General features: G+C 42.3%; 20 protein-coding genes. 8 read left to right on the forward strand and 12 right to left on the reverse strand.

Features of this window, described 5'->3' with window-relative positions; genetic code table 11:
- Positions 1-11 precede the first annotated feature (11 nt).
- The gene (locus EGC86_RS15890; RefSeq protein ID WP_011639383.1) at positions 12-389 is read right to left on the reverse strand and encodes a GntR family transcriptional regulator; all 378 of its coding nucleotides are present in this window, start codon (positions 387-389) and stop codon (positions 12-14) included.
- A 94-nt stretch (positions 390-483) separates the two neighbouring features.
- Here EGC86_RS15890 and EGC86_RS15895 point away from each other — a divergent pair, with 94 nt between their 5' ends.
- The 4 genes from EGC86_RS15895 (at position 484) to EGC86_RS15910 (ending at position 4,343) form a co-directional block, all read left to right on the forward strand.
- Positions 484-2,082 (forward strand): alpha/beta hydrolase, encoded by a 1,599-nt coding sequence (locus EGC86_RS15895; RefSeq protein ID WP_123778191.1) that lies wholly within the window; start codon positions 484-486, stop codon positions 2,080-2,082.
- 2 nt (positions 2,083-2,084) lie between these two features.
- Positions 2,085-2,819, forward strand: a complete 735-nt coding sequence (locus tag EGC86_RS15900; RefSeq protein WP_101088642.1) for an ABC transporter ATP-binding protein — start codon at positions 2,085-2,087, stop codon at positions 2,817-2,819.
- Complete coding sequence (locus EGC86_RS15905) at positions 2,819-3,952, forward strand: ABC transporter permease (protein ID WP_011639386.1); 1,134 nt, start codon at positions 2,819-2,821, stop codon at positions 3,950-3,952. Before EGC86_RS15900 ends, EGC86_RS15905 begins: the two co-directional genes overlap by 1 nt.
- 166 nt (positions 3,953-4,118) lie before the next feature.
- Positions 4,119-4,343, forward strand: a complete 225-nt coding sequence (locus EGC86_RS15910; RefSeq protein WP_011639387.1) for a hypothetical protein — start codon at positions 4,119-4,121, stop codon at positions 4,341-4,343.
- A gap of 52 nt (positions 4,344-4,395) precedes the next feature.
- Here EGC86_RS15910 and EGC86_RS15915 read toward each other — a convergent pair whose 3' ends face one another.
- Both EGC86_RS15915 and mog read right to left on the reverse strand, forming a co-directional pair.
- Entirely contained in the window at positions 4,396-5,958 is a 1,563-nt protein-coding gene (locus EGC86_RS15915; RefSeq protein ID WP_011639388.1) for a diguanylate cyclase, read from the reverse strand.
- A 220-nt stretch (positions 5,959-6,178) separates the two neighbouring features.
- Positions 6,179-6,712 (reverse strand): molybdopterin adenylyltransferase, encoded by a 534-nt coding sequence (gene mog / locus EGC86_RS15920; protein ID WP_011639389.1) that lies wholly within the window; start codon positions 6,710-6,712, stop codon positions 6,179-6,181.
- 317 nt (positions 6,713-7,029) lie between these two features.
- Here mog and EGC86_RS15925 point away from each other — a divergent pair, with 317 nt between their 5' ends.
- A complete protein-coding gene (locus EGC86_RS15925; RefSeq protein ID WP_123778192.1) occupies positions 7,030-7,527 on the forward strand; it encodes a prepilin-type N-terminal cleavage/methylation domain-containing protein in 498 nt (165 codons plus the stop codon).
- 110 nt (positions 7,528-7,637) lie between these two features.
- Here the strand turns inward: EGC86_RS15925 and EGC86_RS15930 are convergent, their stop codons facing one another.
- The gene (locus EGC86_RS15930) at positions 7,638-8,273 is read right to left on the reverse strand and encodes a TetR/AcrR family transcriptional regulator (RefSeq protein WP_011639391.1); all 636 of its coding nucleotides are present in this window, start codon (positions 8,271-8,273) and stop codon (positions 7,638-7,640) included.
- A 411-nt stretch (positions 8,274-8,684) separates the two neighbouring features.
- Here EGC86_RS15930 and EGC86_RS15935 point away from each other — a divergent pair, with 411 nt between their 5' ends.
- Positions 8,685-9,917, forward strand: coding sequence for an efflux RND transporter periplasmic adaptor subunit (locus tag EGC86_RS15935; RefSeq protein ID WP_123778193.1), 1,233 nt, complete (start codon positions 8,685-8,687; stop codon positions 9,915-9,917).
- A 9-nt stretch (positions 9,918-9,926) separates the two neighbouring features.
- A complete protein-coding gene (locus EGC86_RS15940) occupies positions 9,927-13,073 on the forward strand; it encodes an efflux RND transporter permease subunit (RefSeq protein WP_207893051.1) in 3,147 nt (1,048 codons plus the stop codon).
- 108 nt (positions 13,074-13,181) lie between these two features.
- Here EGC86_RS15940 and EGC86_RS15945 read toward each other — a convergent pair whose 3' ends face one another.
- The 3 genes from EGC86_RS15945 to EGC86_RS15955 form a co-directional block, all read right to left on the reverse strand.
- On the reverse strand, positions 13,182-14,141 hold the full coding sequence (locus tag EGC86_RS15945) for a carbohydrate kinase family protein (RefSeq protein WP_123778195.1): 960 nt from the start codon (positions 14,139-14,141) through the stop codon (positions 13,182-13,184).
- A 133-nt stretch (positions 14,142-14,274) separates the two neighbouring features.
- Complete coding sequence (locus tag EGC86_RS15950; RefSeq protein WP_123778196.1) at positions 14,275-16,671, reverse strand: TonB-dependent siderophore receptor; 2,397 nt, start codon at positions 16,669-16,671, stop codon at positions 14,275-14,277.
- Between the two features lie 281 nt (positions 16,672-16,952).
- Positions 16,953-18,173: an MFS transporter gene (locus tag EGC86_RS15955; RefSeq protein WP_123778197.1), complete on the reverse strand. Its 1,221-nt coding sequence runs from the start codon at positions 18,171-18,173 to the stop codon at positions 16,953-16,955.
- 188 nt (positions 18,174-18,361) lie between these two features.
- Here EGC86_RS15955 and gtfA point away from each other — a divergent pair, with 188 nt between their 5' ends.
- Positions 18,362-19,843, forward strand: a complete 1,482-nt coding sequence (gtfA, locus tag EGC86_RS15960; RefSeq protein ID WP_123778198.1) for a sucrose phosphorylase — start codon at positions 18,362-18,364, stop codon at positions 19,841-19,843.
- Between the two features lie 130 nt (positions 19,844-19,973).
- Here gtfA and EGC86_RS15965 read toward each other — a convergent pair whose 3' ends face one another.
- The 5 genes from EGC86_RS15965 to EGC86_RS15985 all read right to left on the reverse strand — a co-directional run bounded on the left by EGC86_RS15965 (position 19,974) and on the right by EGC86_RS15985 (position 23,669).
- Positions 19,974-21,005, reverse strand: a complete 1,032-nt coding sequence (locus EGC86_RS15965) for a LacI family DNA-binding transcriptional regulator (protein ID WP_123778199.1) — start codon at positions 21,003-21,005, stop codon at positions 19,974-19,976.
- Positions 21,006-21,145: 140 nt separating this feature from the next.
- A complete protein-coding gene (locus EGC86_RS15970) occupies positions 21,146-21,736 on the reverse strand; it encodes a C40 family peptidase (protein ID WP_123778200.1) in 591 nt (196 codons plus the stop codon).
- Positions 21,737-21,796: 60 nt separating this feature from the next.
- Complete coding sequence (locus EGC86_RS15975; protein ID WP_123778201.1) at positions 21,797-22,381, reverse strand: TetR/AcrR family transcriptional regulator; 585 nt, start codon at positions 22,379-22,381, stop codon at positions 21,797-21,799.
- Positions 22,382-22,765: 384 nt separating this feature from the next.
- A complete protein-coding gene (locus EGC86_RS15980; protein WP_123778202.1) occupies positions 22,766-23,026 on the reverse strand; it encodes a hypothetical protein in 261 nt (86 codons plus the stop codon).
- A 91-nt stretch (positions 23,027-23,117) separates the two neighbouring features.
- Entirely contained in the window at positions 23,118-23,669 is a 552-nt protein-coding gene (locus EGC86_RS15985) for a BON domain-containing protein (RefSeq protein WP_123778203.1), read from the reverse strand.
- Between the last annotated feature and the right edge of the window lie 221 nt (positions 23,670-23,890).

Genomic DNA, 23,890 nt, shown 5'->3' on the forward strand with positions numbered 1-23,890 from the left:
CTCAACTGTGGCTATTCTTTATTCCAAAATTGTTCCAACAATACTTGTAACTGGTCATAATCGACCCCTAGCTGCCGTGCCTGCTCAACTAATGCAGTTAATTGTGGTGCCAACAAACTGCTGCCAGAATCATTATTGGCCGCGGTTCTGGCAGCCACGCGTGACGGCTGACCACGGCGGCGCTCAACCCAACCTTGGTCGACAAGTTGCTGCATAGCACGTGATACCGTCATCGGGTTTACCGCTAAATGCTCGGCAAGTTGGCGCACCGAAGGCAGAACATCTTCGGGGTGCAATTGCCCGCCGACAATTAAGCGCACGATTTGATCGTGCAACTGTCGATAGATGGGTTCACCACTGCTGGGGTTGACATTTATTAATTCTAACATTAGCCTTTAACAACTGTATTAATACATTGATACACTCATACACTAAGTGCTAAGGTATCATAATCGTCATGAAATGCAAAAAGGAAACGTTCCGATGATCAACAGGAAGTTTATCAACACAGTCTTAGCCAAGCGGTCAACCCGCTCTGGGTTATGCCAATCGGCAACACGTACTAGCCGATGGCTCGCGGTCGCTATTGCAATTTTACTCGCCAACAATAGTCATGCCGACACATCGCAAACCAATGTGGCAGCACCCGCTAAAACCAGTGCTTGTTACTTAGACGGTTTAGACGAGCAATTACAGTGCGGTAAAATAACTGTGCTGGAAAACCCTCAGCTACCTGACGGTAAGCAAATCGACATTCATTTTGCTATTTTGCCAGCAATTAAAAACACTCACCCAAATGAAGCATTACTGGCAATCGCAGGCGGACCAGGCCAGTCAGCCATTGAAAATGCCGCTTTCTTTAATCGCATGTTGACCAAAGTTCGCCAGCAGCGCGATATTTTACTGATTGATCAACGTGGTACCGGTAAATCGAACATTTTATCTTGCGACGATGACACCACTGAATTACTCAGTATGAATGATGACGCTCTCGATATCATTGCCATGACAGAAAAATGCCTAGGTCAAATTGATGCCGATGTAAGCCAATATGGTAGTAATACCGCGTTAACTGACTTCGAAGCAGTACGCGAATATTTGGGCTACCAAAAACTGCATTTATACGGTATTTCCTACGGAACACGTATGGCACAGCTTTATATGCGCCATTACCCAGAAGCCTTATTAACAGTGACACTGGATGGCGTGGTGCCGATGCAACAAAGTGTCGTGGCGATTGGTGACTCAATAGAACGTGGTTTAAATGTGTTATGGCGCGACTGTAAAAGTACTCCTGCTTGCCAGCAACAATTTCCAGACTTGGCTGACGAATATAATAAAGTCGACCAACTGCTCGCCACCGCTCCGATAAGCCAACAAGTACGTGACCCACAAACAGATGAACTCAGCGAGTTTTTACTCACCCGCGGCAAGTTTAGCGGCGCTATTAGAATGGCGATGTACATGGCAAACATCCGTGCACTTATCCCGCATGCTATTCATCAAGCGGCACAAGGTAATTACCAACCGATATTAGGTATTTACACATTAACTGCTGATAGCACAGGTATTGCGATGGGCATGCACGCATCCGTTGTGTGTGGCGAAGACATTCACCGCATTACCGATCAAATGCGGAAAGATGCAAAAGAGTCGTACATCAGCGGTAATATGTTAGATGGATTAGAAAAAACCTGCCAAGCCTGGCCGATACCACAAGTAGATGACAACTTTAGTGAACCTATCCTCAGTGATATCCCCACCTTATTGTTATCTGGTGAACTCGACCCGGCAACACCACCAAACTGGGGCGCGCTGGCACAAGAAAAACTAACAAAATCAAAGCACTTCATTGCACCTTATGCAACTCACGGCGTGGCCGGTCAAAGCTGTGGCAATGACCTCGTCGCCCAGTTAGTTGACCAAGGTTCAGTAAAAGACATCAACGGTGAATGCTTACAAAAAGATGTTCGTCGTAGCTTTTACCTTAATGCCAATACCGTTGAAGCGCTACCGGTTATCGACACGCCCACTGACATAGAAACAACAGCACCAGCGAATACCACTGCGGATAAGGAATAGTCATGATTACTGTTGCAAACTTAACCAAAAAAATTGGCGATGTGCAGGCCTTAGATAACTTAAGCTTTAGCGCTGAGAATGGCCAAATTACCGGTTTACTTGGCCCAAATGGTGCCGGTAAAACCACCTGTTTACGCACCTTATTTGGTTTACTTAAGCCAGACTCAGGCACAGCTACCGTTGATAACATAGATGTTGCAGTTGATCCGATTGGGGCCAAAAAGCAATTAGGCTTATTCCCCGACCCTTTTGGTTTATATGAACGCTTAAGCCCGCGTGAATACATTAGTTTCTTTGCCGAACTCAGCGGGATGTCGCGCAAACAAGCTAAAAAAGCCACCGCTGATGTGATTGCACAATTAAAGCTGGAAGACATTTGTGATCGTCGCTGCAAAGGTTTTTCTCAAGGCCAGCGGATGAAAACGGCATTAGCACAAGCCATTGTTCATAAGCCAAGTAACATCATTTTAGACGAACCTACTCGCGGACTTGATGTGATGAGCACCCGCTTACTGCGCGACATTTTATTGCAACTCAAAGACCAAGGTCATTGTGTGCTGTTTTCAAGCCACGTGATGCAAGAAGTCGCCGCCTTGTGTGATCGCGTTATCGTGATGGCTAATGGCAAAGTGGTTGCCATCGGTAGCCCTGATGAACTGTGTCAGCAAACAGGTAAAGACTCTCTAGAAGATGCATTTATCGAACTTATCGGTACCGACGAAGGGATTGCAGCATAATGAAAATGATACTCGCAATGGTGCGCAAAGAACTCATCGACGCCGCACGAGATAAACGATCTGTTATGGCAGGTTTATATTATGCCATTGGTACGCCGCTGATCATGTGCGGCATGTTTATGGTGTTAATTGGCCAGCTGTCTAGTCCAGAAGATTTAAACATCAATATCAACAATGCCGATAACGCTCCAGATTTAGTGCGCTACTTAAGTAATAACGGCATTAACCACGGTGAAGATGAACAAGCGAATAAAATCATCTTAACCATTAGTGACGATTACGCCGCCAATATGGCCAAAGCTAAACAAGCTGAAGTGATATTAATAGCCGACAATTCAGATGAGAAGCTGCAAAAATCAATTCGTCGACTAGAGCGTCAACTGCAAGCATATAGTGCAGAAATGGGCAGCATTCGCTTAATTGCACGCGGTATTAATCCACGGATAACCCAGCCATTAAAGGTCAATATCGAAGACAAAGCCACACCAGACTCTAAAGGTGGGATGATTTTAGGCATCGCTATTTTCACCATGATGTACTCGGTATTTATTTCCGGTATGAACCTCGCGATCGACACCAGTGCGGGTGAGCGTGAGCGTAACTCACTAGCACTATTGTTAAGCCACCCAATGAGCACCCGCCAATTGGTCATCGGTAAAATTATTGCCGTAACCTGTTTTGCTTTGCTCGGGTTAATCTTGATTTTACTGGTATCAAAAGTGGCTTACCCCTTTGTACCGTGGCAAGAAATTGGCTTTACCATCAACATTAGCCAAGACTTTATGGGCTTAATGTTCTTAGTGGGTATTCCAGTCGCCTTGATGGCCGCAACCTTACAACTATATGTATCGTTTATGGCTAAAACTTTTAAAGAGGCACAATCATACTTAACCATGGTGTTATTTGTACCACTGGCCCTTTCAATGGCAGCTAGTTACAACATCGCTCCAGACATATTGCAGTGGTTACCCGTATCAGGCCAACAGCAAGCATTAATGGACTTTATTAAAGGTCGTGAAATACCAATGATGCAGTTAATTATTTCATCTGTGACCACACTGATCATTGCCATTGCGTTGGCTGCAGGCTTAGAAAAGTCGCTTAAAAGTGAAAAAGTCGTCTTTGGTTTATAACCGTTAGCTTATAACAGTTAGCTTATAACGACGAGCCCCAGCCTTACCGAGTTGAAATAAGGCTGAGGGCTATTAACAAGAGAGATTAGCTAGCGCTTTTAACAAGAGTAAGTCAGATAAGAAAGTCAAAAATCTATTAACAAAAGAGCATTAATAAGGAGTCATTATGGAAAACGATATCGCCATTATCGCGCTGGTCTTCATTATTGTGGTTGGCACCACTGCATCTGAAATGTTTAAGTATTATATGAAGCATAAGCAGCAAACTGACACGGGCTGTGTTAGCGATCTACAAGCCCAAAACCAAGCATTGATTGAACGGGTACAAGTATTAGAGAGACTGGTAACTGACAGTGATTTTGATTTAAAGCAGCAGTTTAAACAGCTGTAGTGTTTGCGCTAAAATGCCAAATATCGAGTTAACTCATCGGTATTCGGCATATTTAGTCGCCAAACTTCGCCACTCTGACAGTATTACGCCCCGCTTGTTTAGCCAAATAAAGTTGCTCATCGGCATGTTGTAATACATCGCTAAAGTTATATTTTTCTACGTCGGCTAATTTATCGTCAACCACCACCACACCAATACTAACCGTGAGCCAGTCTCGATCATCAATATTATTAGAGATGTGCAATTTCTCGATAGACTCACGAATCTCTTCCGCAACGTTCAATATATTTTGATGATGATTATCGGCCAAAATTATGCAGAACTCCTCACCACCATATCGTGCAGCAAGCCCATCATATTGAGCCATAACCTCTAACAGGCTGGTCGCAACGGCAGTTAATGCATCATCCCCCTTAAGATGACCTTGTTTATCATTAAAATACTTAAAATTATCGACATCAATCATCATCACACTAAAACCAACATTTTCTAGATGCCAGCGCGCAATAATTCGCTTTGTAAATGCTTCAAGACCCCTACGGTTAGTTATGCCTGTGAGCGAATCTTGAACCGTTAATGTCTCTAAGTAATTTTGTTGAGCATTAAACTTAAGCAGTAATTGATTAAATGAGTAAGACACATTTTCAAGTTCATCAATAAAATGATTTGAAGCCATTTTGCTGATGAAATTATCATCTGATGAATCATTAATGCTTTTGTTAAAACGAATAAGCGGCTTGATAAGCAGTCTTGATAATGCCATCAACGAGAGAGAAACAATCAACACAATTGACAACAATATCGATATTGCCGATGCCCAATCTAACTGAGGCAACGACACTTTTTTATGGTGTAAAGTCACCTGTACCACTTGGTCATCAAACGTATTACGGATTAGCCAATTGTGTGATGGCGCAATAGTTTCAATTTTCTTTAAACTAAAAAACTCTTGCATGTTTTTTGTTGATGTTTGTGCATCCTCAATTGAAAACTTCACCAAAGAAAACTGACTAATATCGTTAATTAACGCTTTATCCACTAAGCGAACCATCGTTAAACTGCCAGCAATTTCACCGTGACCAGTCGATGGTAAAATGGTGGTATTACTAAAGTAAATGAGAGCCCCGTCAAAAACGAGATAACCACTGCGGCTAGACACTGTTTGTGATGCAATTTCAGCTGCTGTGGGCAAAATAGCAAAAGATTCCGTATTTTGCTGATGAAATAAATGAACGAGTGACGATCTGGATGATTTTAATGAGTCATCCTGATAATCCCAAATTAACTTATTATTAGTATCGATGACAAAAACAGCATCAATATTTGCAGCTTCAAATGCATTATTAGGCATATTGCTTTGAACAAAATCATCAGTCGGATTACCAACATACTCAACTAGCTCATCCCACACGGCGTAATCGTAACATAAGGTGGTTAAGCTATTTTTTGATAACGATAATGCCGAATACAACAAATTATATTCTTGTTGTTGCTGATCTAACACCTCAGTTTTTATTCCAGGGAGGTAGAAAAAATAGTAAATGCTCACCAACAACATGGTTATTGTAAGTAATAGTGAAGACAACAATAAAAGCGAAAAACGTTTTAACGTCATAATGAACCAGCCCGACTGAAGATATATTGCCAGTGTAGTACTAAATATAACTCAAAGTACTTTTTACAAAGTAATCAATAATCACAAACAGAGACAGACATAAAACTCATCTATCACCAAAATAAACCTGATTATCAAACAAACACTAATCAAGAGTCGCGATGGTCATTAGCACTGTACTTGCTTGCAACAACAGCAAACAAATACAGAGCCAGCTATATTACTTCGCTTTAGGTCTAAACGGCTTAATTACCGCTTCATCACAAACTAAAAACGGCCCATCCATTAAATCGATGCAATAAGGAATTGCAGGGAATACAGCATCTAAACATTCACGGATAGACTTAGGTTTACCAGGTAGATTAACAATTAATGAGTCGGCACGTAGCCCAGCTGTTTGACGAGACAAAATAGCGGTTGGCACAAACTTTAATGATTCGGCGCGCATGAGTTCACCAAAACCAGGCATCATTCTATCGCACACCGCTTCGGTTGCTTCTGGCGTTACGTCCCGTTTTGCTGGGCCGGTTCCACCGGTAGTCACGATTAAACAGCAGTCTTGATTGTCAGCTAAATCAATCAATGTGGCTTCAATAACGTCACGCTCATCGGGGATCACCTTGTAAACAGGTTCCCATTCCGAGGTTAAATACTCATTCAATACATCAATAATCGCCTTACCAGACAGATCTTCATATATGCCAGCACTGGCACGATCGCTAACGGTAACGATGCCTATTTTAGCTTTGCTCATGGTTATCTTTCCCTTATGTGGGGTAAAAGCAGTAATGCAAATATATGCCGACAATCTAACAAAAAAAGCGGCATTTACAAAATCTTAAACTGATAGGTGGATCACTGATCTAGGTTCCCATTGATTAAGTCAAACAATGACTTCTGTCAGTGGGTTATTTATACTTGGATAATTGAGCTGAGTAATGCGGGTTAATGTTCTGGTTTGGCGGCTATTTAATATGCCCAGCGATAAACGATGAATGCCATGAGATTCGTCATAATATATGGCCTAGCAACCCGTCGGTATAGCGTAACAACATAAAGCGAGTGAGTTCTATGCATACAACCAAACAACGTGGTTTCACCCTTATTGAATTGGTGGTAGTCATTATTATTTTAGGCATTTTAGCCGTAGTTGCAGCGCCTAAGTTTATTAATCTGAAAAGTGATGCGCTTATTGCCAGTTTGAAGGGATTCCAGGGAGCGTTAAAGTCAGCGAATACCTTAGTTTATTCAAAAGCGGTATTGTCGGGTCAAGAAAAGCTAGACCCCGGTTCAGTGACGGTCAACGGCACAACTATTAGTACTACTGTGGGGTACATAACCTCTCTGAGTGCAAATGTCGCAGTTGCGATTGACGGTTCTTTTGAAGTGATGACGAATGCAAATGATGCGATTACCGCAGACTGGGGACTCTATGATGTGTCAGGAGGTAACGTGTATATTTTCCCTAAGGGATATGACATTAATGGCAACTGCAGCTTGCGTTACTTTATAGATGGGACTAAGCCGGCCGATCCAATATTTTATGCCCTAACCACCACAGGCTGTTAATTGTATAAGCTAAACATAAATTGGTTTAATTTGCACTTGGCCGCGAACACCAACACAGAAAGATGACGCGTCTTGTTTTAAAAAGACAGCAAGACAGCGTCCATTAAAGCTTATTTAACGGGTGAATACCCTTTGACATGTTGAGCTAAAATCCCCGTAACCGCCATTTCAGCAACATGACGTAAATCATCATGTGTCGCACCATCAGCAGCTTGGATAGACATGCCTTTAAATAATGTCACGATCAAGGTTGCTAACACTTTCGGCTGACAATCATCAGCTAATTCGCCTCTTTGTTTAGCCTCAGCAAACTGATCAATTAATTCAGATTGATGTTTAGTTTGCAGCAGATGAACCGCTTCTTTAATCCCTTCGCTTGCTTCATTGCATGACAACGCACTATTGATTAGCGCACAACCTTGCGGGTGGCTACAATCGGTGAACTGCGCCGCCGCGCCTACTAATAAAGCTCGAATAACATCGGCAATATGCTCATGTTTAAAGGCGGTATTAAATAGCGAATCTGGGCGATTTTCATAAAGCTCAATGGCTTTTAAGAACAACTGCTCTTTATTACCAAATGCAGCATATAGGCTGGGCTTTTTAATTCCCATCACCTCAGTTAATTCGCTTATAGAGGTACCTTCATAGCCATTACGCCAAAAAACATGTAGCGCTTGCTCTAATGCAAAGTCGATATCAAACCCACGAGGGCGTCCGACGCAAGCTGCTTTAGTTATTGTCATCAATAGTACCTCTTATATTAACGAATCATTATTTATCATCACGTTAACTGACTAATTTACGATAGATAATTCGTACATCTTAGCACAACGCTAAATCATAGAAAGGGTTAATAATAAGTAGATTAAGCGCTTTTTTTCATCTTTATCAAGCATTGATTAACGCTATTTCATCGTGACTCTCCACGTTATATGCCGTGAAGCTATTTCATCATGCTGATTATTAATCACCTTGTCATAATAATTTAATACCAACCGGTACAAAACTAATTGACAGTTGTATTTTAATCTATATATTACCATGCGGTACAGAACAAATTGTACCGATTGGTATAAAAACATAGCCAAAGACAAAAGTAACGCACCCAATAGCTTGTTAAATAACGTAAATGCTATGGATTAGAGGACAGCACCATGAAGACGTTAAAATCAATTAAAATCACTTTGTTAGTAAGCCTAACGGCATTGCTATTAGTGGCGTGCGGAAAGCAACCAGCACAACAAGCGAATACACCCGCGGCGCCTAAGGTGGATGTTGCCAACGTACTTTATGAACGCATTACCGAGTGGGATCAATTTACTGGACGCTTACAAGCACCAGAAAAGGTTACTTTGGTACCTCGCGTGTCAGGTTATATTGAATCGATTAACTTTAAAGAAGGCGCGCTAGTGCAAAAAGGCGATGTGTTATTTACCATCGACTCGAGTGTATTTACGGCTGAATATGAGCGTCTTAAAGCAGAATTAACCAGTGCAATATCTGCTAACCAACTTGCTGAAAATGACTATGAACGGGCCAATAAGCTGTTCCATCAAAAAGCGGTTTCAGAAGAGCTTATTGATACTCGTCGCTCTAACATGCACCAAACTGCTGCCGCAGTTGCATCAGTTAAAGCCGCGTTGACCCGCGCCCAACTTAACGTTGAATATACTCATGTTACCGCCCCAATTACGGGTCGAGTTTCATACGCAAATGAAACAGCAGGTAATTATGTCACCGCCGGACAAACGCATCTCACCAGCTTAGTGTCTACATCGCATATGTACGCTTACTTCGATATAGACGAGCGAACCTATTTAAAGTATGCCGCGTTATCGTTCGAGAACAAACGTCAAAGTCCACGGTTGGGCAATAATGCAGTGGTTATGGCACTAGCAAATGAAACCAATTTTAATCATCAGGGTGTGATCGACTTTGTCGATAATACGGTTGACCAGCAAACAGGTACTATCCGCGTTCGCGCTAATTTTGCCAACCAAGACAATCAATTATTACCCGGCTTATTTGCCCGCATCAGCATTGCGGGTAGCGAGTCATACGACAGTATTTTAATTGACGACAAAGCCATTTTTACCGACTTAAATAACAAGTTTGTTCTGGTGGTAAATGACAAAAACACCCTTGAGTATCGTAGCGTTAGCCTAGGTGAGAAGCTTCACGGTTTACGTATTATTACTGCCGGTTTATCCCCTAGCGATACCATCGTGGTAAACAGTCTGCAGAAAGTACGCCCTAACGTTACTATTGAGCCAAACCTTACAGATATGGCCGATAGCGACAAATTAGAAGCATTACATCAAGCACAACGCCTCCTCGATAACCAGCCATTGACAGCACGCGTTGCTGATGACGCAAGTCAGGGTTAAGGAAACCACATAATGTTGTCTCAATTTTTTATTAAAAGACCTATTTTTGCCGCGGTGCTGTCGCTACTGTTCTTTATTTCAGGCGCGATCGCAGTATGGCAATTACCGATTACCGAGTATCCAGAGGTCGTGCCGCCAACGGTAGTGGTGACGGCAAACTACCCAGGTGCTAACCCTAAAATCATTGCTGAAACCGTTGCATCACCGCTAGAGCAAGAGATTAACGGCGTAGAAAACATGTTGTACATGTCTTCGCAAGCCACTTCAGATGGCCGCATGACGCTAACCATCACCTTTGCGATTGGTACTGATGTTGATTTAGCTCAAACCCAAGTCCAAAGCCGGGTCGAACGAGCAAAACCTCGTTTACCAGAAGAAGTACAACGCTTAGGTATTGTCACTGAAAAATCATCACCTAGCTTAACCATGGTGGTGCATTTAACGTCACCCGACGACCGTTACGACATGTTATACCTGTCTAACTATGCGGTATTGAAAGTAAAAGATGAATTAGCTCGTATTACTGGTGTGGGTGCTGTGCGAGTGTTTGGCGCTGGCGACTACAGCATGCGAGTGTGGCTAGACCCTAATAAAGTAGCAGCAATCGGATTATCACCGAGTAATATTGTTGCCGCTATTCGTGAGCAAAACCAACAAGCCGCAGCCGGCAGTTTAGGCGCGCAACCTAGTGGAGACAGTGATTTCCAATTACTGATTAACGTTAAAGGCCGTTTATCCAACGTTGAAGAGTTCGAAGACATTATTGTTAAAGTGGGTGATCAAGGTCAGATCACTCGTTTAAAAGATGTTGCCCGGGTTGAATTAGGTGCATCGACTTACGCCCTACGCTCAATGTTAGACAATAAAGACGCGGCTGCATTACCTGTGTTCCAGGCCTCGGGCTCTAACGCGATTCAAATATCTGATGATGTCCGTTCTAAAATGGCTGAGTTGTCTAAGTCATTTCCAGAAGGCTTAACCTACGACATCGTCTACGATCCAACCGTGTTCGTGCGTGGCTCAATTAAAGCTGTGGTACAAACACTGGTTGAAGCATTATTGCTGGTTGTATTAGTGGTAGTGCTGTTTTTACAAACGTGGCGCGCATCCATTATTCCATTAGTGGCGGTTCCAGTATCACTTGTGGGTACATTCGCCTTTATGCACCTAATGGGCTTTTCGCTGAATGCCTTATCACTGTTTGGCTTAGTGCTCGCGATTGGTATCGTGGTCGATGATGCGATTGTTGTGGTTGAAAACGTTGAGCGAAATATCTCAGACGGATTATCGCCCGTTGCTGCCACTCAAAAGGCAATGAAAGAAGTGACCGGTCCGATTATTGCCACCACCTTGGTACTGGCGGCGGTATTTATTCCAACGGCATTTATGTCAGGCTTAACCGGGCAATTTTATAAGCAGTTCGCGTTAACCATTACCATCTCCACCTTTATTTCGGCGATTAACTCGTTAACCCTTAGCCCTGCATTATCGGCATTATTGCTTAAAGGTCATCACGAGAAAAAAGATATGCTGACCCGTGGTATGGATAAGCTGCTCGGAGGCTGGTTATTTAATCCGTTTAACCGCATGTTTGCGCGTATGTCTAACGGTTACGGCTGGTTAGTGAAGAAAATCATTCGTTTTGGTGCTGTCATTGGTATTTTGTATATCGGTTTAGTCGGCTTAACAGGCTTACAGTTTGCCAATACCCCAACAGGTTATGTGCCTGGGCAAGATAAACAATATCTTATTGCCTTTGCCCAACTACCTGATGCTGCATCATTAGATCGCACTGAAGCTATCGTGAAAGAAATGTCACGTATTGCACTAGATCAACCGGGTGTCGCCCATGCTGTAGCCTTCCCTGGTTTAAGCATTAATGGCTTTACCAATAGTACTAACAGCGCCATTTTGTTTACCCCGCTGGATGACTTTGCCGATCGCAAAGATCCATCATTATCAGCAGGTGCTATTGCTGCCGCGTTAAATCAAAAATTTGCCTCGATTAACGGCGCATTTATTGCGATTTTCCCGCCACCGCCAGTGCAAGGCTTAGGCACCATTGGTGGCTTTAGATTACAAATTCAAGATCGTGCTAATTACGGTTACGAAGAGTTGTATAAAGTGACCATGCAAGTGATGCAAAAAGCATGGACAACGCCAGAGCTAGCAGGAGTATTCTCGAGTTATCAAGTCAATGTGCCACAACTTGACGTGAACATCGATCGCACCAAAGCCAAACAGCAATCGGTGTCGTTAGACGAATTGTTTTCCACCCTGCAGGGATACATGGGTTCGGTTTACGCCAACGACTTCAACCAGTTTGGCCGTACTTATCAAGTGAACGTACAGGCAGATGAACAGTTTAGACAAACGCCTGAACAAATCGCCCAACTAAAAGTACGTAACAACCAAGGTGAAATGGTGCCTATTGGTTCATTTATTAATGTCACCAATTCATCTGGTCCAGACCGAGTCATGCATTACAACGGTTTTACCACTGCGGAATTAAATGGTGGTGCTGCACCTGGATTTAGTAGCGGTGAGGCGCAAGCTGCAATTGAAAAGATTTTAGCTGAAACCCTACCTAATGGCATGACCTACGAGTGGACTGAGATCACCTACCAACAAATTTTGGCAGGTAATGCAGGCGCCTATATTTACCCATTAATTATCTTGTTAGTGTTTATGGTTTTAGCCGCGCAATATGAAAGCTTAAGCTTACCAATAGCCATTATTCTGATTATCCCAATGACGCTGTTATCGGCATTAACAGGGGTACTTATTTACGGTGGAGATAACAATATCTTTACCCAGATTGGGTTAATTGTACTAGTGGGGCTGGCAACCAAAAATGCCATTCTAATTGTTGAGTTTGCCAAAGAGTTACAAGATGATGGCATGGAACCATTGGAGGCCATACTTGAAGCCGGTCGCTTACGTTTACGACCTATTTTAATGACCTCGATAGCCTTCATTATGGGTGTGGTACCTATGGTTTTTTCTAGCGGACCTGGTTCAGAAATGCGTCAAGCAATGGGTGTTGCGGTATTCTCTGGCATGATTGGGGTGACTATTTTTGGCCTTATCTTAACGCCACTGTTTTATTATGCCCTAGCAAAACGTGGGAAAAATAAAACCGAGCTCGCCGAATAGGCCATAACGCACGATTAACCACGTTATTGATTCAGTGATAACAAAAAAAGAGGTCACCTAAGGTGACCTCTTTTTTATTGCGAAATAACTCATTTACACAAATTTGATTCACGATTGCACTTGTTCCAAAACGGGCAGAGCAGGGAAAGCGCCTTTTGTCGTACACGTTATCGCACCACACTTAATCGCAAACTCGGCAGAAGTTTGAACGTTCACTCGATTAAGCAATTTTTGCACTAAAGGCCCAGGAGTAAAATATCCTTCATCACGGCCGAGTTCAAATAAAAACCCTGCAACAAAGCTATCTCCGGCGGCAGTAGTATCTATGGCAACAATTTTAGGCACCGGCAACTCAAAGGAAAACTCGGCACTGTGGCATAAAACGGACTCCGCACCATTGGTCACTAAAATTAACCTCACCCCTTGCTCAATACAGAATGCTAAATAATCGTCAAATGATACCCCACGATCTAGAGCCAAATAGAGTGCTTCTTCTTTACTCATTTTCAACAGGTGTGTGTAACCAAAACATTGCTCCACTCGAGCTGATAGCAGCCGAGTGTCTTGCCATAGTGACAAGCGCAAATTAACATCAAAACTGACTAACGTTTGTTCTTTATGCGCTTTTTTAGCACCATAGAGACTCGCGGTGAAAATGGCCTTTTCAGTAAATGTATTTGAACAAAGATGAAAAATATCAATTTGAGACCAATCGATAGCATCAAAATCAGCTTCACGGTATAGCATGTCGGCAGTGCTTTGCCGATTAAAGCTAAACGCTCTTTCCCCTTGAGCATCTAAACTGACTAATACTGTGGCAGTAGCAGCATCTGGCACTATTGTTAAACAACTCACATCAACACCTTGTGCTGCCAATGCATCTTGCAACATCACACCATAATTATCAGCACTAATGCCACCAGCAAAAAAACTCCTGCCACCCAACTTTGCGTAACCCACGGCCACATTAGCTGGCGCGCCGCCAGGGATCGGCTCGTGCACTAAACCAGAATGGCCCACTGGCAGTAGATCAATTAATACTTCACCAAAACTCAATAATGTACTCATATAAAATGTCCAAAAAAAAGCCCATTTGCATGGGCTTGTTAACAGGGATTTCTAAAAACTAATGCAACCAATACCATTGCAAATAAGATGACTACAACTAACTTATTACAACTCAGGCAATGACAATGAACGATTAAAACTCGTACTTAATTGTGGCACTGGTTGTACGACCGTTAATGGTTCTGGCACGAATAATATTGTTGTCGGGTACCGAACCTTCTTCGGCTTCGGTAATACCAACAGTATCAAACAAGTTATTGACGTTAAGCGCGACTGATAACACATCGGTTAGCTGGTACGACGCAAACGCGTTCACTTGAGTGTAACCATCAAAACTTAGGTCATTGTTATCTTGAGCATAAGAATCAGTAGTACCAATCAAATTGACCCCAACAGAGCCTTTATCAAAGTTATAACGGCCCATTAGTGAGTAAATAAAATCTGCTTGGCGACGAGGAGTGTTGCCAATTACGCTGGGGTTAAGTGCATCTTTAACAATTTCAGCATCGGTCCAGGTTACGTTACCGCGGAAGTCGAAATCGCCAACGTAGTAAGCACCTTCTAGCTCAATCCCTTTGGCTTCATATTTACGGTCAAAGAATATTTGGCTCGTGGCTTCAAAATTTTGCTCTTCGGTTTCAGAGTAAAATGCTGTCGCAAATACCGACATATTATCGTAACGATACTTCACACCCACTTCGTACTGGTCTACTTCATCAACTGAGTCTTCGTCTGAAACTGAACCATCAGGGTTCACTTTACCAAACAATAAACGGTCAGCATTAGCTCGACCACCATGGCTGATACGACCAAATGCAGCTAAATCTTCAGACACTTGGTAGTTAGCACCTAATGAGTAAGATAAGTATCCCCAGTCATAATTCACTAACTGTGGGTTAGCATTATCAATTGACGACACACTTAACTCAGGCTGAGAAATCACCCCATCACGGTTCATATCCACTTGTGATTGCACATTGCCAGCATAGTAACCACTGGCATCGCCAGAGTCATAGCGCACGCTACCGTCTAATGATAAATCGCCGAACTTAGATGACGCTGCAATATACGGGGCTTTAATGGTGTAGTCTGAATCATAATTACGTTGGCAACAATTGCCCCAATAAGGCACGCCATAAGCGTATAAACCATTATCAGAGTAAGATGTACCATCAGCGGCAACAACATCTAAAAGTGCGGCATTATCACCTTGCACTTCCATTAAGTAAGAGTTCCACATCCACGTCATATTGATATTTTGTGTAGCAGTATAAAAACCAAAAGTGACGTTAGAATCGTCAAACGTCTTGGTTAATTTCATGTCATTGACGATAGAGCCAAAGTCATTCATGGTCACATCAAAACTGTGCACCCGCATTGCTAGGTCACTGTCAAAGGCTTGGCCTGCTTTAGCGCCGTTAGCATAAATAAGTGTCGAACCTGCGCCACCAATACTGCTAGCAATACTTGAGCTGTTAGCCACTTCTGCTGGCATTAACGACATAAAATTACCGCTCACATCCGAGATACGGAAACGGTTTTCCACTAACCAATCGTCACCTAAATCAAATGAGGCTTCTAGTCCCACCGAGTTAACAATCGGATTCATACCATCACGCATATCACCACGGCTAATATTGCCGTTAGCATCCAAGCGTAGGGTTGATAACATGTTAGCTGAATGAACCGTATCAGATTGAGCATCAAATCCAGGTATTGAGCTGCCATCGGAATACATTGGCATCGGCAAATAACCAATGCTTTTATCATTTAAGTGCTTTACATATAAACGCACATAACCAGAATCAAACTCTTTGGTTAAGTTAGCTTTAATTTGGCCACCCTTGTTTGCGGTGTAACCAGGATCACGCGGACCATCACCGGTGCGCACAAAGCCACCGATGTGAAAACGCATCGAGTCATTAATGCTGGTGCCGTATTCAAAATCAGTACGCAAAGTATCGTAATCTAGACCCACAGTAGACGAAATACTGCCAGCATCACTGGTACCTGTTTTACTGATGACGTTAATAATACCGCCTGGTGCATTACTGGCAGCTGTTGATGCTGAACCACCACGGATTGATTCAATAGTTTGTGTTGTAGAATCAATACGTAAGAAAATATCCGCATTACCAAATGCAATATCACCAAACTGTAAAATAGGTAAGCCATCTTCTTGAATTTGCAAGAACTTAGCTCCACCTGAGGCAACAGGCAAACCGCGTACCGCAATGTTGGCGTTACCTTCACCACCAGTCGATTCAACCTTCATGCCCGGAATAATACGGAACGCTTCGGCTGATGAACGAGGTGAGCTAATGGCTAAATCTTCTGGCGACACACTGCTCACCGACACGCTCGAGTCCATTACACGTGTACCACGTGCCACACCCGTTACCGTAATGCGCTCAAGGCCAATGGCGTCTTTCTTGGTTTCCACAGTATCTGCTTCAGCAGCCCACAAGCTCGAACTAACCATCACCGCTAGCGTACTCAATACAAATTTTTTAGATGTGCTTATTATCATTTTTATGTCCCCACATAGAGTGTATTGATGTTGTCTTATCTCCCCATAACAACATCAGTAATATATTCATCAATCGAACTAAGCCCCCAAACTAGCTCAGTAGCGAGTCAAAAGGTTAAGGTTAAAATTAAATTCAAGCCCCAACTTAATCGATTAAGTTACAAGTTAGCAACTAAATAGTAAATTGCAAGTACAATTTATGTTCAATTATCGTTAACAGGATTAAAAAATCGCCTAAGTAGATGTTTATTAGATTAAATATTTATAATCGCAGAGGTTCATTATTTAGCGTCAGCGGTCAACAAATGCCCTGACGGATCACGAAGCAGATTGTAGGCTGCCAATAAGCACAACATAAATGCAAAGCCGGTTGCTAAATAAAACCCGTATTTAACATGACCAAATATGTCGCCTACCACTCCCATCAACAATGGACCTAATGCAGCAGAAAGCGCAGTAAAGAATAAAATAACCCCAGCAACCGAACCATGTTGGTCAACAGGGAAACAACTGATCCCTTTAGAATTTAATGTCGGATACATCATTGACATAAACAAGCCTGATAATGGCAATAAAATAACTGCCGCAGATATGCCATACATCATTGCACCTAGGTAACAAAGACTAATCGCTAGGCTGAACCAAAACATCACCTGCTGCCAACTGTATCGATTGAGGATCCAACCGCCCAAGAAACGTCCCAATGCCCGCAATGTGAAAAAGATTGTTAATGCATAGGTCGCGATTAATGCTAACTCACCTTCATAGTTTAGTAACAATGTCGGCATCCATACATAAATGGCCACTTCAGTAGCAACATAAAGCCCAATCGCTAAAGAGTAGCCTAATGCGTAAGGGTTTCTCATCATTCTAAACGTACTGGCTAGATTAATATCTTGAGTGGATGAGCGCTTAAGTTGCGGATAGTCAGCTTTATAAGCTAACCAACATAATATTAAACAAAACACCCCAGCGCCAAAATACAGATATTTCCACGACACGCCTGTTATCAATAAATAACTGACAATCGCCGGACCGACCATAGCACCCACACCGAAATAGCCTTCGACGGTGTTCATGGTGCTTGAGTGTTGTTTTGAGTTTGTTGAAATATCACCAATTAATCCTAGCGCACCCGTTTTGAACACCCCAATAGCAATACCCACTAACGCTAACAAACACAGAAAATAATAAAATGACTCACCTAATGCGAACATAAAACTGGCTAGCGCAAACAGCAGTAAGCCAATTAAAATTGTTATTTTTCGGCCTAACTTATCCGCCAGAAAACCCAAAAATAGCCCACTTAATGCGATAAATAGCATTGGCATGTAATGAAATGCACTCGCTTGAGACATCGATAAATCAAATGTGTTAATCAGCTCAGGAATAATCACTCCCACCGCATCAGAAGTCATCGCGAACATAAAAAACATTAAATACGTGAGTATTCTTATCCTACTATTACCGTTATTCTCATTATCCTTCATATGGTTAACCATACTTCCCACCTTATTGTTATATGTTTTCTTTGTGGTCACACAGTCTATTTATGGCGACACATTCGTCTTCTCCCACAGAAAACGAATTCAATATTTAAACAAAGCCCTTGAATAATGTTTCATATTGGTTAAATATACAACTTAATCGATTAAGTTTTTTTTAAATACTTACTTTAAGAGTCACCAACATGAAAAATAATGTTCAGCTGATCACTTACGTAGATCGTATAGCGCACTCAGACTTAAAAGGACTCAAACAGGTTCTAGACACAGAACTGCATGATCTCTTTGGTGGCGTACATCTGTTACCTTTTTACTATCCGATTGACGGCAGCGATGCAGGCTTTGACCCTATAGACCATGCAAAAGTAGATGAACGTCTTGGTGATTGGAATGACGTAAAGCAGATTGGCCAACAATACGACATCATGGCCGACTTAATCGTTAACCACATGTCTGCAGAGTCTACCGAGTTTCAAGACGTGCTTGCCAACGGTAAAAGCTCTGTTTATTGGGATTTATTTTTAACCAAAGATAGCGTATTTCCAGACGGTTTAAGCGCAGAAAACCAAGCTAAAATTTATCGCCCACGTCCGGGGAGTTGTTTCACCACCTATAAACTCGCCGACGGTACACAAGCCGAGTTTTGGACGACTTTTACCTCAAATCAAATTGATATTAATGTGCATACCGCTGCAGGTCAGGCACATTTAAACAAGGTGCTAACGCGTTTTCATGAAAGCAAAGTCGATCTTATTCGTCTTGACGCTGCGGGTTATGCCATTAAAAAACCAGGCACTAGCTGTTTTATGATTGAAGAATCATTTGAATTTGTCGATGAGTTAGCCAAAAAAGCCAACAGCCTAGGCATGACCACCCTTGCCGAAATTCACTCGCATTACATGACCCAGCTCGATATTGCTAAGCGCGTAGACATGGTGTACGACTTTGCGCTGCCGCCATTGATTCTCCACAGCTTATTTAGCCAAGATGTCAGTGCATTAAGCCATTGGCTATCCATTGCCCCACGCAACTGTGTCACGGTATTAGACACCCATGACGGTATTGGCATTATTGACGCTGGCCCGGTCGGCAATAAAGCAGGTTTATTAACAGCTGCAGAAATTGATAACTTAGTTAATCGCATCCATAGCAATAGCAAAGGTGAAAGCCTGCAAGCAACGGGCGCAGCAGCCAGCAATGTCGACCTATACCAAGTTAATTGCACCTACTACGACGCGCTTGGCCAAAATGACATTGATTATTTAATCGCTCGAAGCGTGCAGTTTTTTGCTCCCGGTATTCCGCAGGTGTATTACACCGGTTTACTGGCAGTGCCTAATGCCATGGAGTTACTGAATCAAACTCAAGTAGGTCGCGACATTAACCGCCCTTATCTACAGGTAAGCGACATTCAAACAGCCATGCAAAAACCGGTTGTTAAAGCGCTATGTGAGCTGATCACTCTACGCAATAAAGTCGATGCCTTTAATGGTGAGTTCACCATGACAAACCAGGCTAATCAGTTAGATCTTTGTTGGGTGCATGGCGACAGTTCAGCCAAGTTAAGCGTTAATTTTGCCACCAAAGAAGCCCATATCAACATCGTTGAATCTCAGCAATCGACTCACATTGTACTGACTGATTTACTGGCTAAACACAGCGGATAATCTACGTGTGTTTTAAGCTTAAACGTAAACAAGGCGCCTAATTAGGCGCCTTGTTGGTATCGATATGATAGTCTCGAGCTGTTTGTATCGAACTGTTTGTATCAAGAATCGTCCGGTCATCAATATTACATCAACAACTGCCACCACGTGAAAGTTCATAACCTAACACTTCAGCATGATGAGCATCAGCAATAAACATTTCTGCAGCTTTACGACCTTTTTGTTCTGAATGCTGGAACACAGTTGTCAGCGGCGGGATAGCTCGTGAGCCTTCATCAATACCATCAAAACCCACCACACGAATATCTTCAGGGATCCGCAAACCTTGTTGGATTGCCTCGCGCATTAAACTCAAGGCTATTAGGTCACTCATGCACAAAAATACATTAGGACGCGGTACACAATTAAGCGCTTCTTTGGCTGCTATGGCAGCAAAGTCGGCATTACTTTCAGGAATATTCCAAATGCGATCATCACCAAGCTTAACCCCAGTATCACCAATGGCATCCAAATAGCCTTGCAAACGCTGATGCGCTACTGAGGTATCGATTTCCATAGAATGAATATCATACACGCGGCAGGTTAAGTGAGTATCGAGCAAGCGTAATCCAAGGATTGCGACGTGATCTTGCTCAGATCGAATCGCCAATTTAGCCACTTCATAGGCACCGGCTTTATTGTCGATACTCACCGAAGCACTGCGATGAATATTAAAGTCGACTGTGACTACTTTTTTACGGATTTTTTTTAATTGCTCAGCCAATAAACGATTGCGAGGACGACCATAACAAATAAAGCCATCGACAAAATCATTTACGCTATTCACATTGTCAGAGCTGCCAGAAAACAACAGTAAATTAATTTTATGTTGCTCAAAAACGGCCGCAACACCTTTCATAAACTTACTGGCCACAGGATCTGACACCATGTATTCAATACTGTCCGATAATACCAATGCTACTGTATCAAATTTGCCACGCCTTAAAGATTGCGCGGCTTTATTGGGTCCAAAATATCCTAGCTCGTTACAGGCAGCTAGAATGTCTATACGGCGTTTTTCCGACAGCTGATCTGGACGATTAAACGCATTAGATACCGTCGCATTCGACACACCTAATTCTTTGGCAATACTTTTTAAGGTCCAATGCTTGGAGTCTGGCATAACGGGTCCGTTTACGTCGTGGTTTTAGCCTATATAGCTATACATAACATGAATGTATCGATGCAAGTCGATGAAAAAACTCAGATGTTGGCCTAGCGTTGAAGCGAAAAACCGCCCCAGCGAGTTAGACTGTTACCAAATTATAAATCGTCTTGCTGCTGAACATGCTCAACCAGGCTGGCGATCGACATATTTTGTTCAACTGTTGGTTTTTTTAAGCGTTTTGCAAACCAAAAACGAGGCTTCCAATAGATATTATTTAAACTCGAAATTTTTACCCCTTTTTTAGTCGAGGCATGTAAAAATCGGTCATTGCCCATGTAAATACCGACATGACGAACGGTTCGATTGGTTTTAAAAAAAACTAAATCGCCAGTCTGTAACTGATTACGCGGTACTTCTTTACCTAAAATACGTTGAGAGTTCACAGTACGAGGCAACTTGTCGCCAACAATATTCAGGTAGGCTAAATACACAAACCCTGAACAATCTACGCCATTTCTACTCAGGCCACCTAAACGATATGGAGTGCCTTTCCATTGGTTATGAAAACTCAATAGGTTTGACTCACTCCACTTGGGAGGTTCTGGCTTAAGCATGGGAGGAACCACCACGGGCTTAGGTGCGACAACCACAGCAGGAGAAGACGCACACGCAGACAACAACAGCACTAAACAACTAAACAATAATCTTTTAGCCAATTCAACCCACTCCAAACCCCGAAAAATCATCCGAAATATAAATTCTTTGTTCGTAATACACAATCAAAATAACCGCTGCACCGCTTAGTGTTAACGAGTCATCATTTGCATGCACTGCACTAAAGCCCGTTTAGCCGCCATTTTATCGACTTTAATTTGGCAGCGTAGCATAGTTCCTTGCCAGTTTGACCAAAAAACACTCGCCAATGTTGATGCCGGTAAGTCCGCACGAATATGTCCTTGTTGTTGCCCTTGCTGAATAAGTGCACTCAATAAGACGATCCATTGATCATAAAGCTGATTCAAGGTTTGATGCAGTAACGGCGACTGGCTACTGACCTCAACCATTAAGTTACCCATCAAGCAGCCACGCGGTTCACTGCCACTAAACAGCTCTTCAATCAGTTGATGATATCCATTTAGCACAGTAGATAAATTGGCTTTAAAATTCACGCCTGGATCGATAGCGATAGGTTGAATGCGCTGCTGGAAATAATGTTCAGCCACAGCTGCAGCAAACGCTTCTTTACTGGCAAAGTAATGATAAAAAGAACCTTTAGGAATACCCACTTCGTCGAGAATTAATTTAATACCTACTGCGCTATAACCGTGTAACGCAAAAAGCTTTTCACCTACGACGCATATTGACTGTCTACTCGCTGCACTTTTATTCATTTAACCTCCATTTTTTAGTGATAGGATAAACAAGAATAGACCAGTCGGCTAATTTTAGTTACTGATAAGCTAAAACATGCGCTTTTATCTTTAGATGATTCAACAAAATTGTCCCATCAAAGCTCTATTTCTGGATCAATCCATCATCTATATACGCAACCAAAATATGTTTCCGACAAAACTTAAGCTCAGTAGTGGACTTTGAAAAACCATGTTCTATCAGCACCACGGCATTAAATGCAGCGGTAACCACGCAGGCTTTTCAACATAACGTAATGACTATCGGCCAGATTTCTTATAAGCAAAAAATCTACCCAAGATGGAACAGAAAAAACAGCCAATATATGGGTAAATACTGCTTGTACCACCCTGAATAAAACGGGGTTAACCACTATGGGTATTATTGGCTATCGACTCTTTCAATAACTGCATATTTTCATCACGCCGATCAGAATAGCTATTATCCATATGCTCATCGACTAGCTGTTCACAACGTTTTTGAGCTTCATATTGCTTGAGGGGATCCACTTCTTTATCAGTTTGCGCTTGGCACAATACATTGCCACAGCCAGATAGTAGCAATACACTTGTCAACACTAGCCACGACATGACATTTAACAGCGGTTTTATCATATGGTTGGTCATAGAAAAGAGCATCCTTAAGTCACCACTTCACATACTTATTTAGGCATAAAAAAACCAGCCCGAAGGCTGGTTTTTAGTATAACCGAATAAATTATCCTGTTACACGTAACTCATCGACTACATCTTTAACGTCATCGGTATTTTTAGCGATGGTTAATGCTAAATCACGTTCTGCATCGCTCGACACAGTACCTTTTAAGGTCACTACACCATGTGCGACATCAACGTTAATATCGGTGCCCGACACGTCAGCGGAGAATAGTAATCGCGTTTTCACTACGGTAGCGACTTTCGAATCGGTTAGTGATTCACTTAAATCCTTGCTGTCTTTATCATTGTGCTGCTTCATCACCGAAAGCTCATTGTTAACGTCTTTAACACCATCTAAGCTTTTAACTAACTCTTCGGCAAGTGCCTTATCAACACTACTGTTAACTTTACCCGTTAGGGTCACGTTGCCATCATGTACGTCGGTATTAATATCGAATGAATTAAGGTTAGTATTTAACAAAAGTGTGGTTTCAGCTTTACCATCGATCCACGCATCTTTTGCATCATCTTGCCAATCTTGTGCTGCATTTGCACCGAATGCCATTGAACCTAACATAATGCTCATTACTACAGATAATGTGGTCTTGTTCATAAAGTTTTCCTCCGTTGTTAATCTCAAGGAATACAATGCGTGAACCATGCCAACTTTCATAACCAACTGTTAAAGTTACAATAACTGGTTTTAGTGTTTATTTTAATAAACTTTATGGACAACGATATCGGACTTTTTTACCGACACTAGGTAAATTTTTCATCGTCGCAATGGGTGTTAATGGATCTCAATGTAGATTCGCCAAAATCAACCTGATCTCT

The sequence above is a fragment of the Shewanella frigidimarina genome, assembly GCF_003797125.1.
Lineage (GTDB): Bacteria > Pseudomonadota > Gammaproteobacteria > Enterobacterales > Shewanellaceae > Shewanella > Shewanella frigidimarina.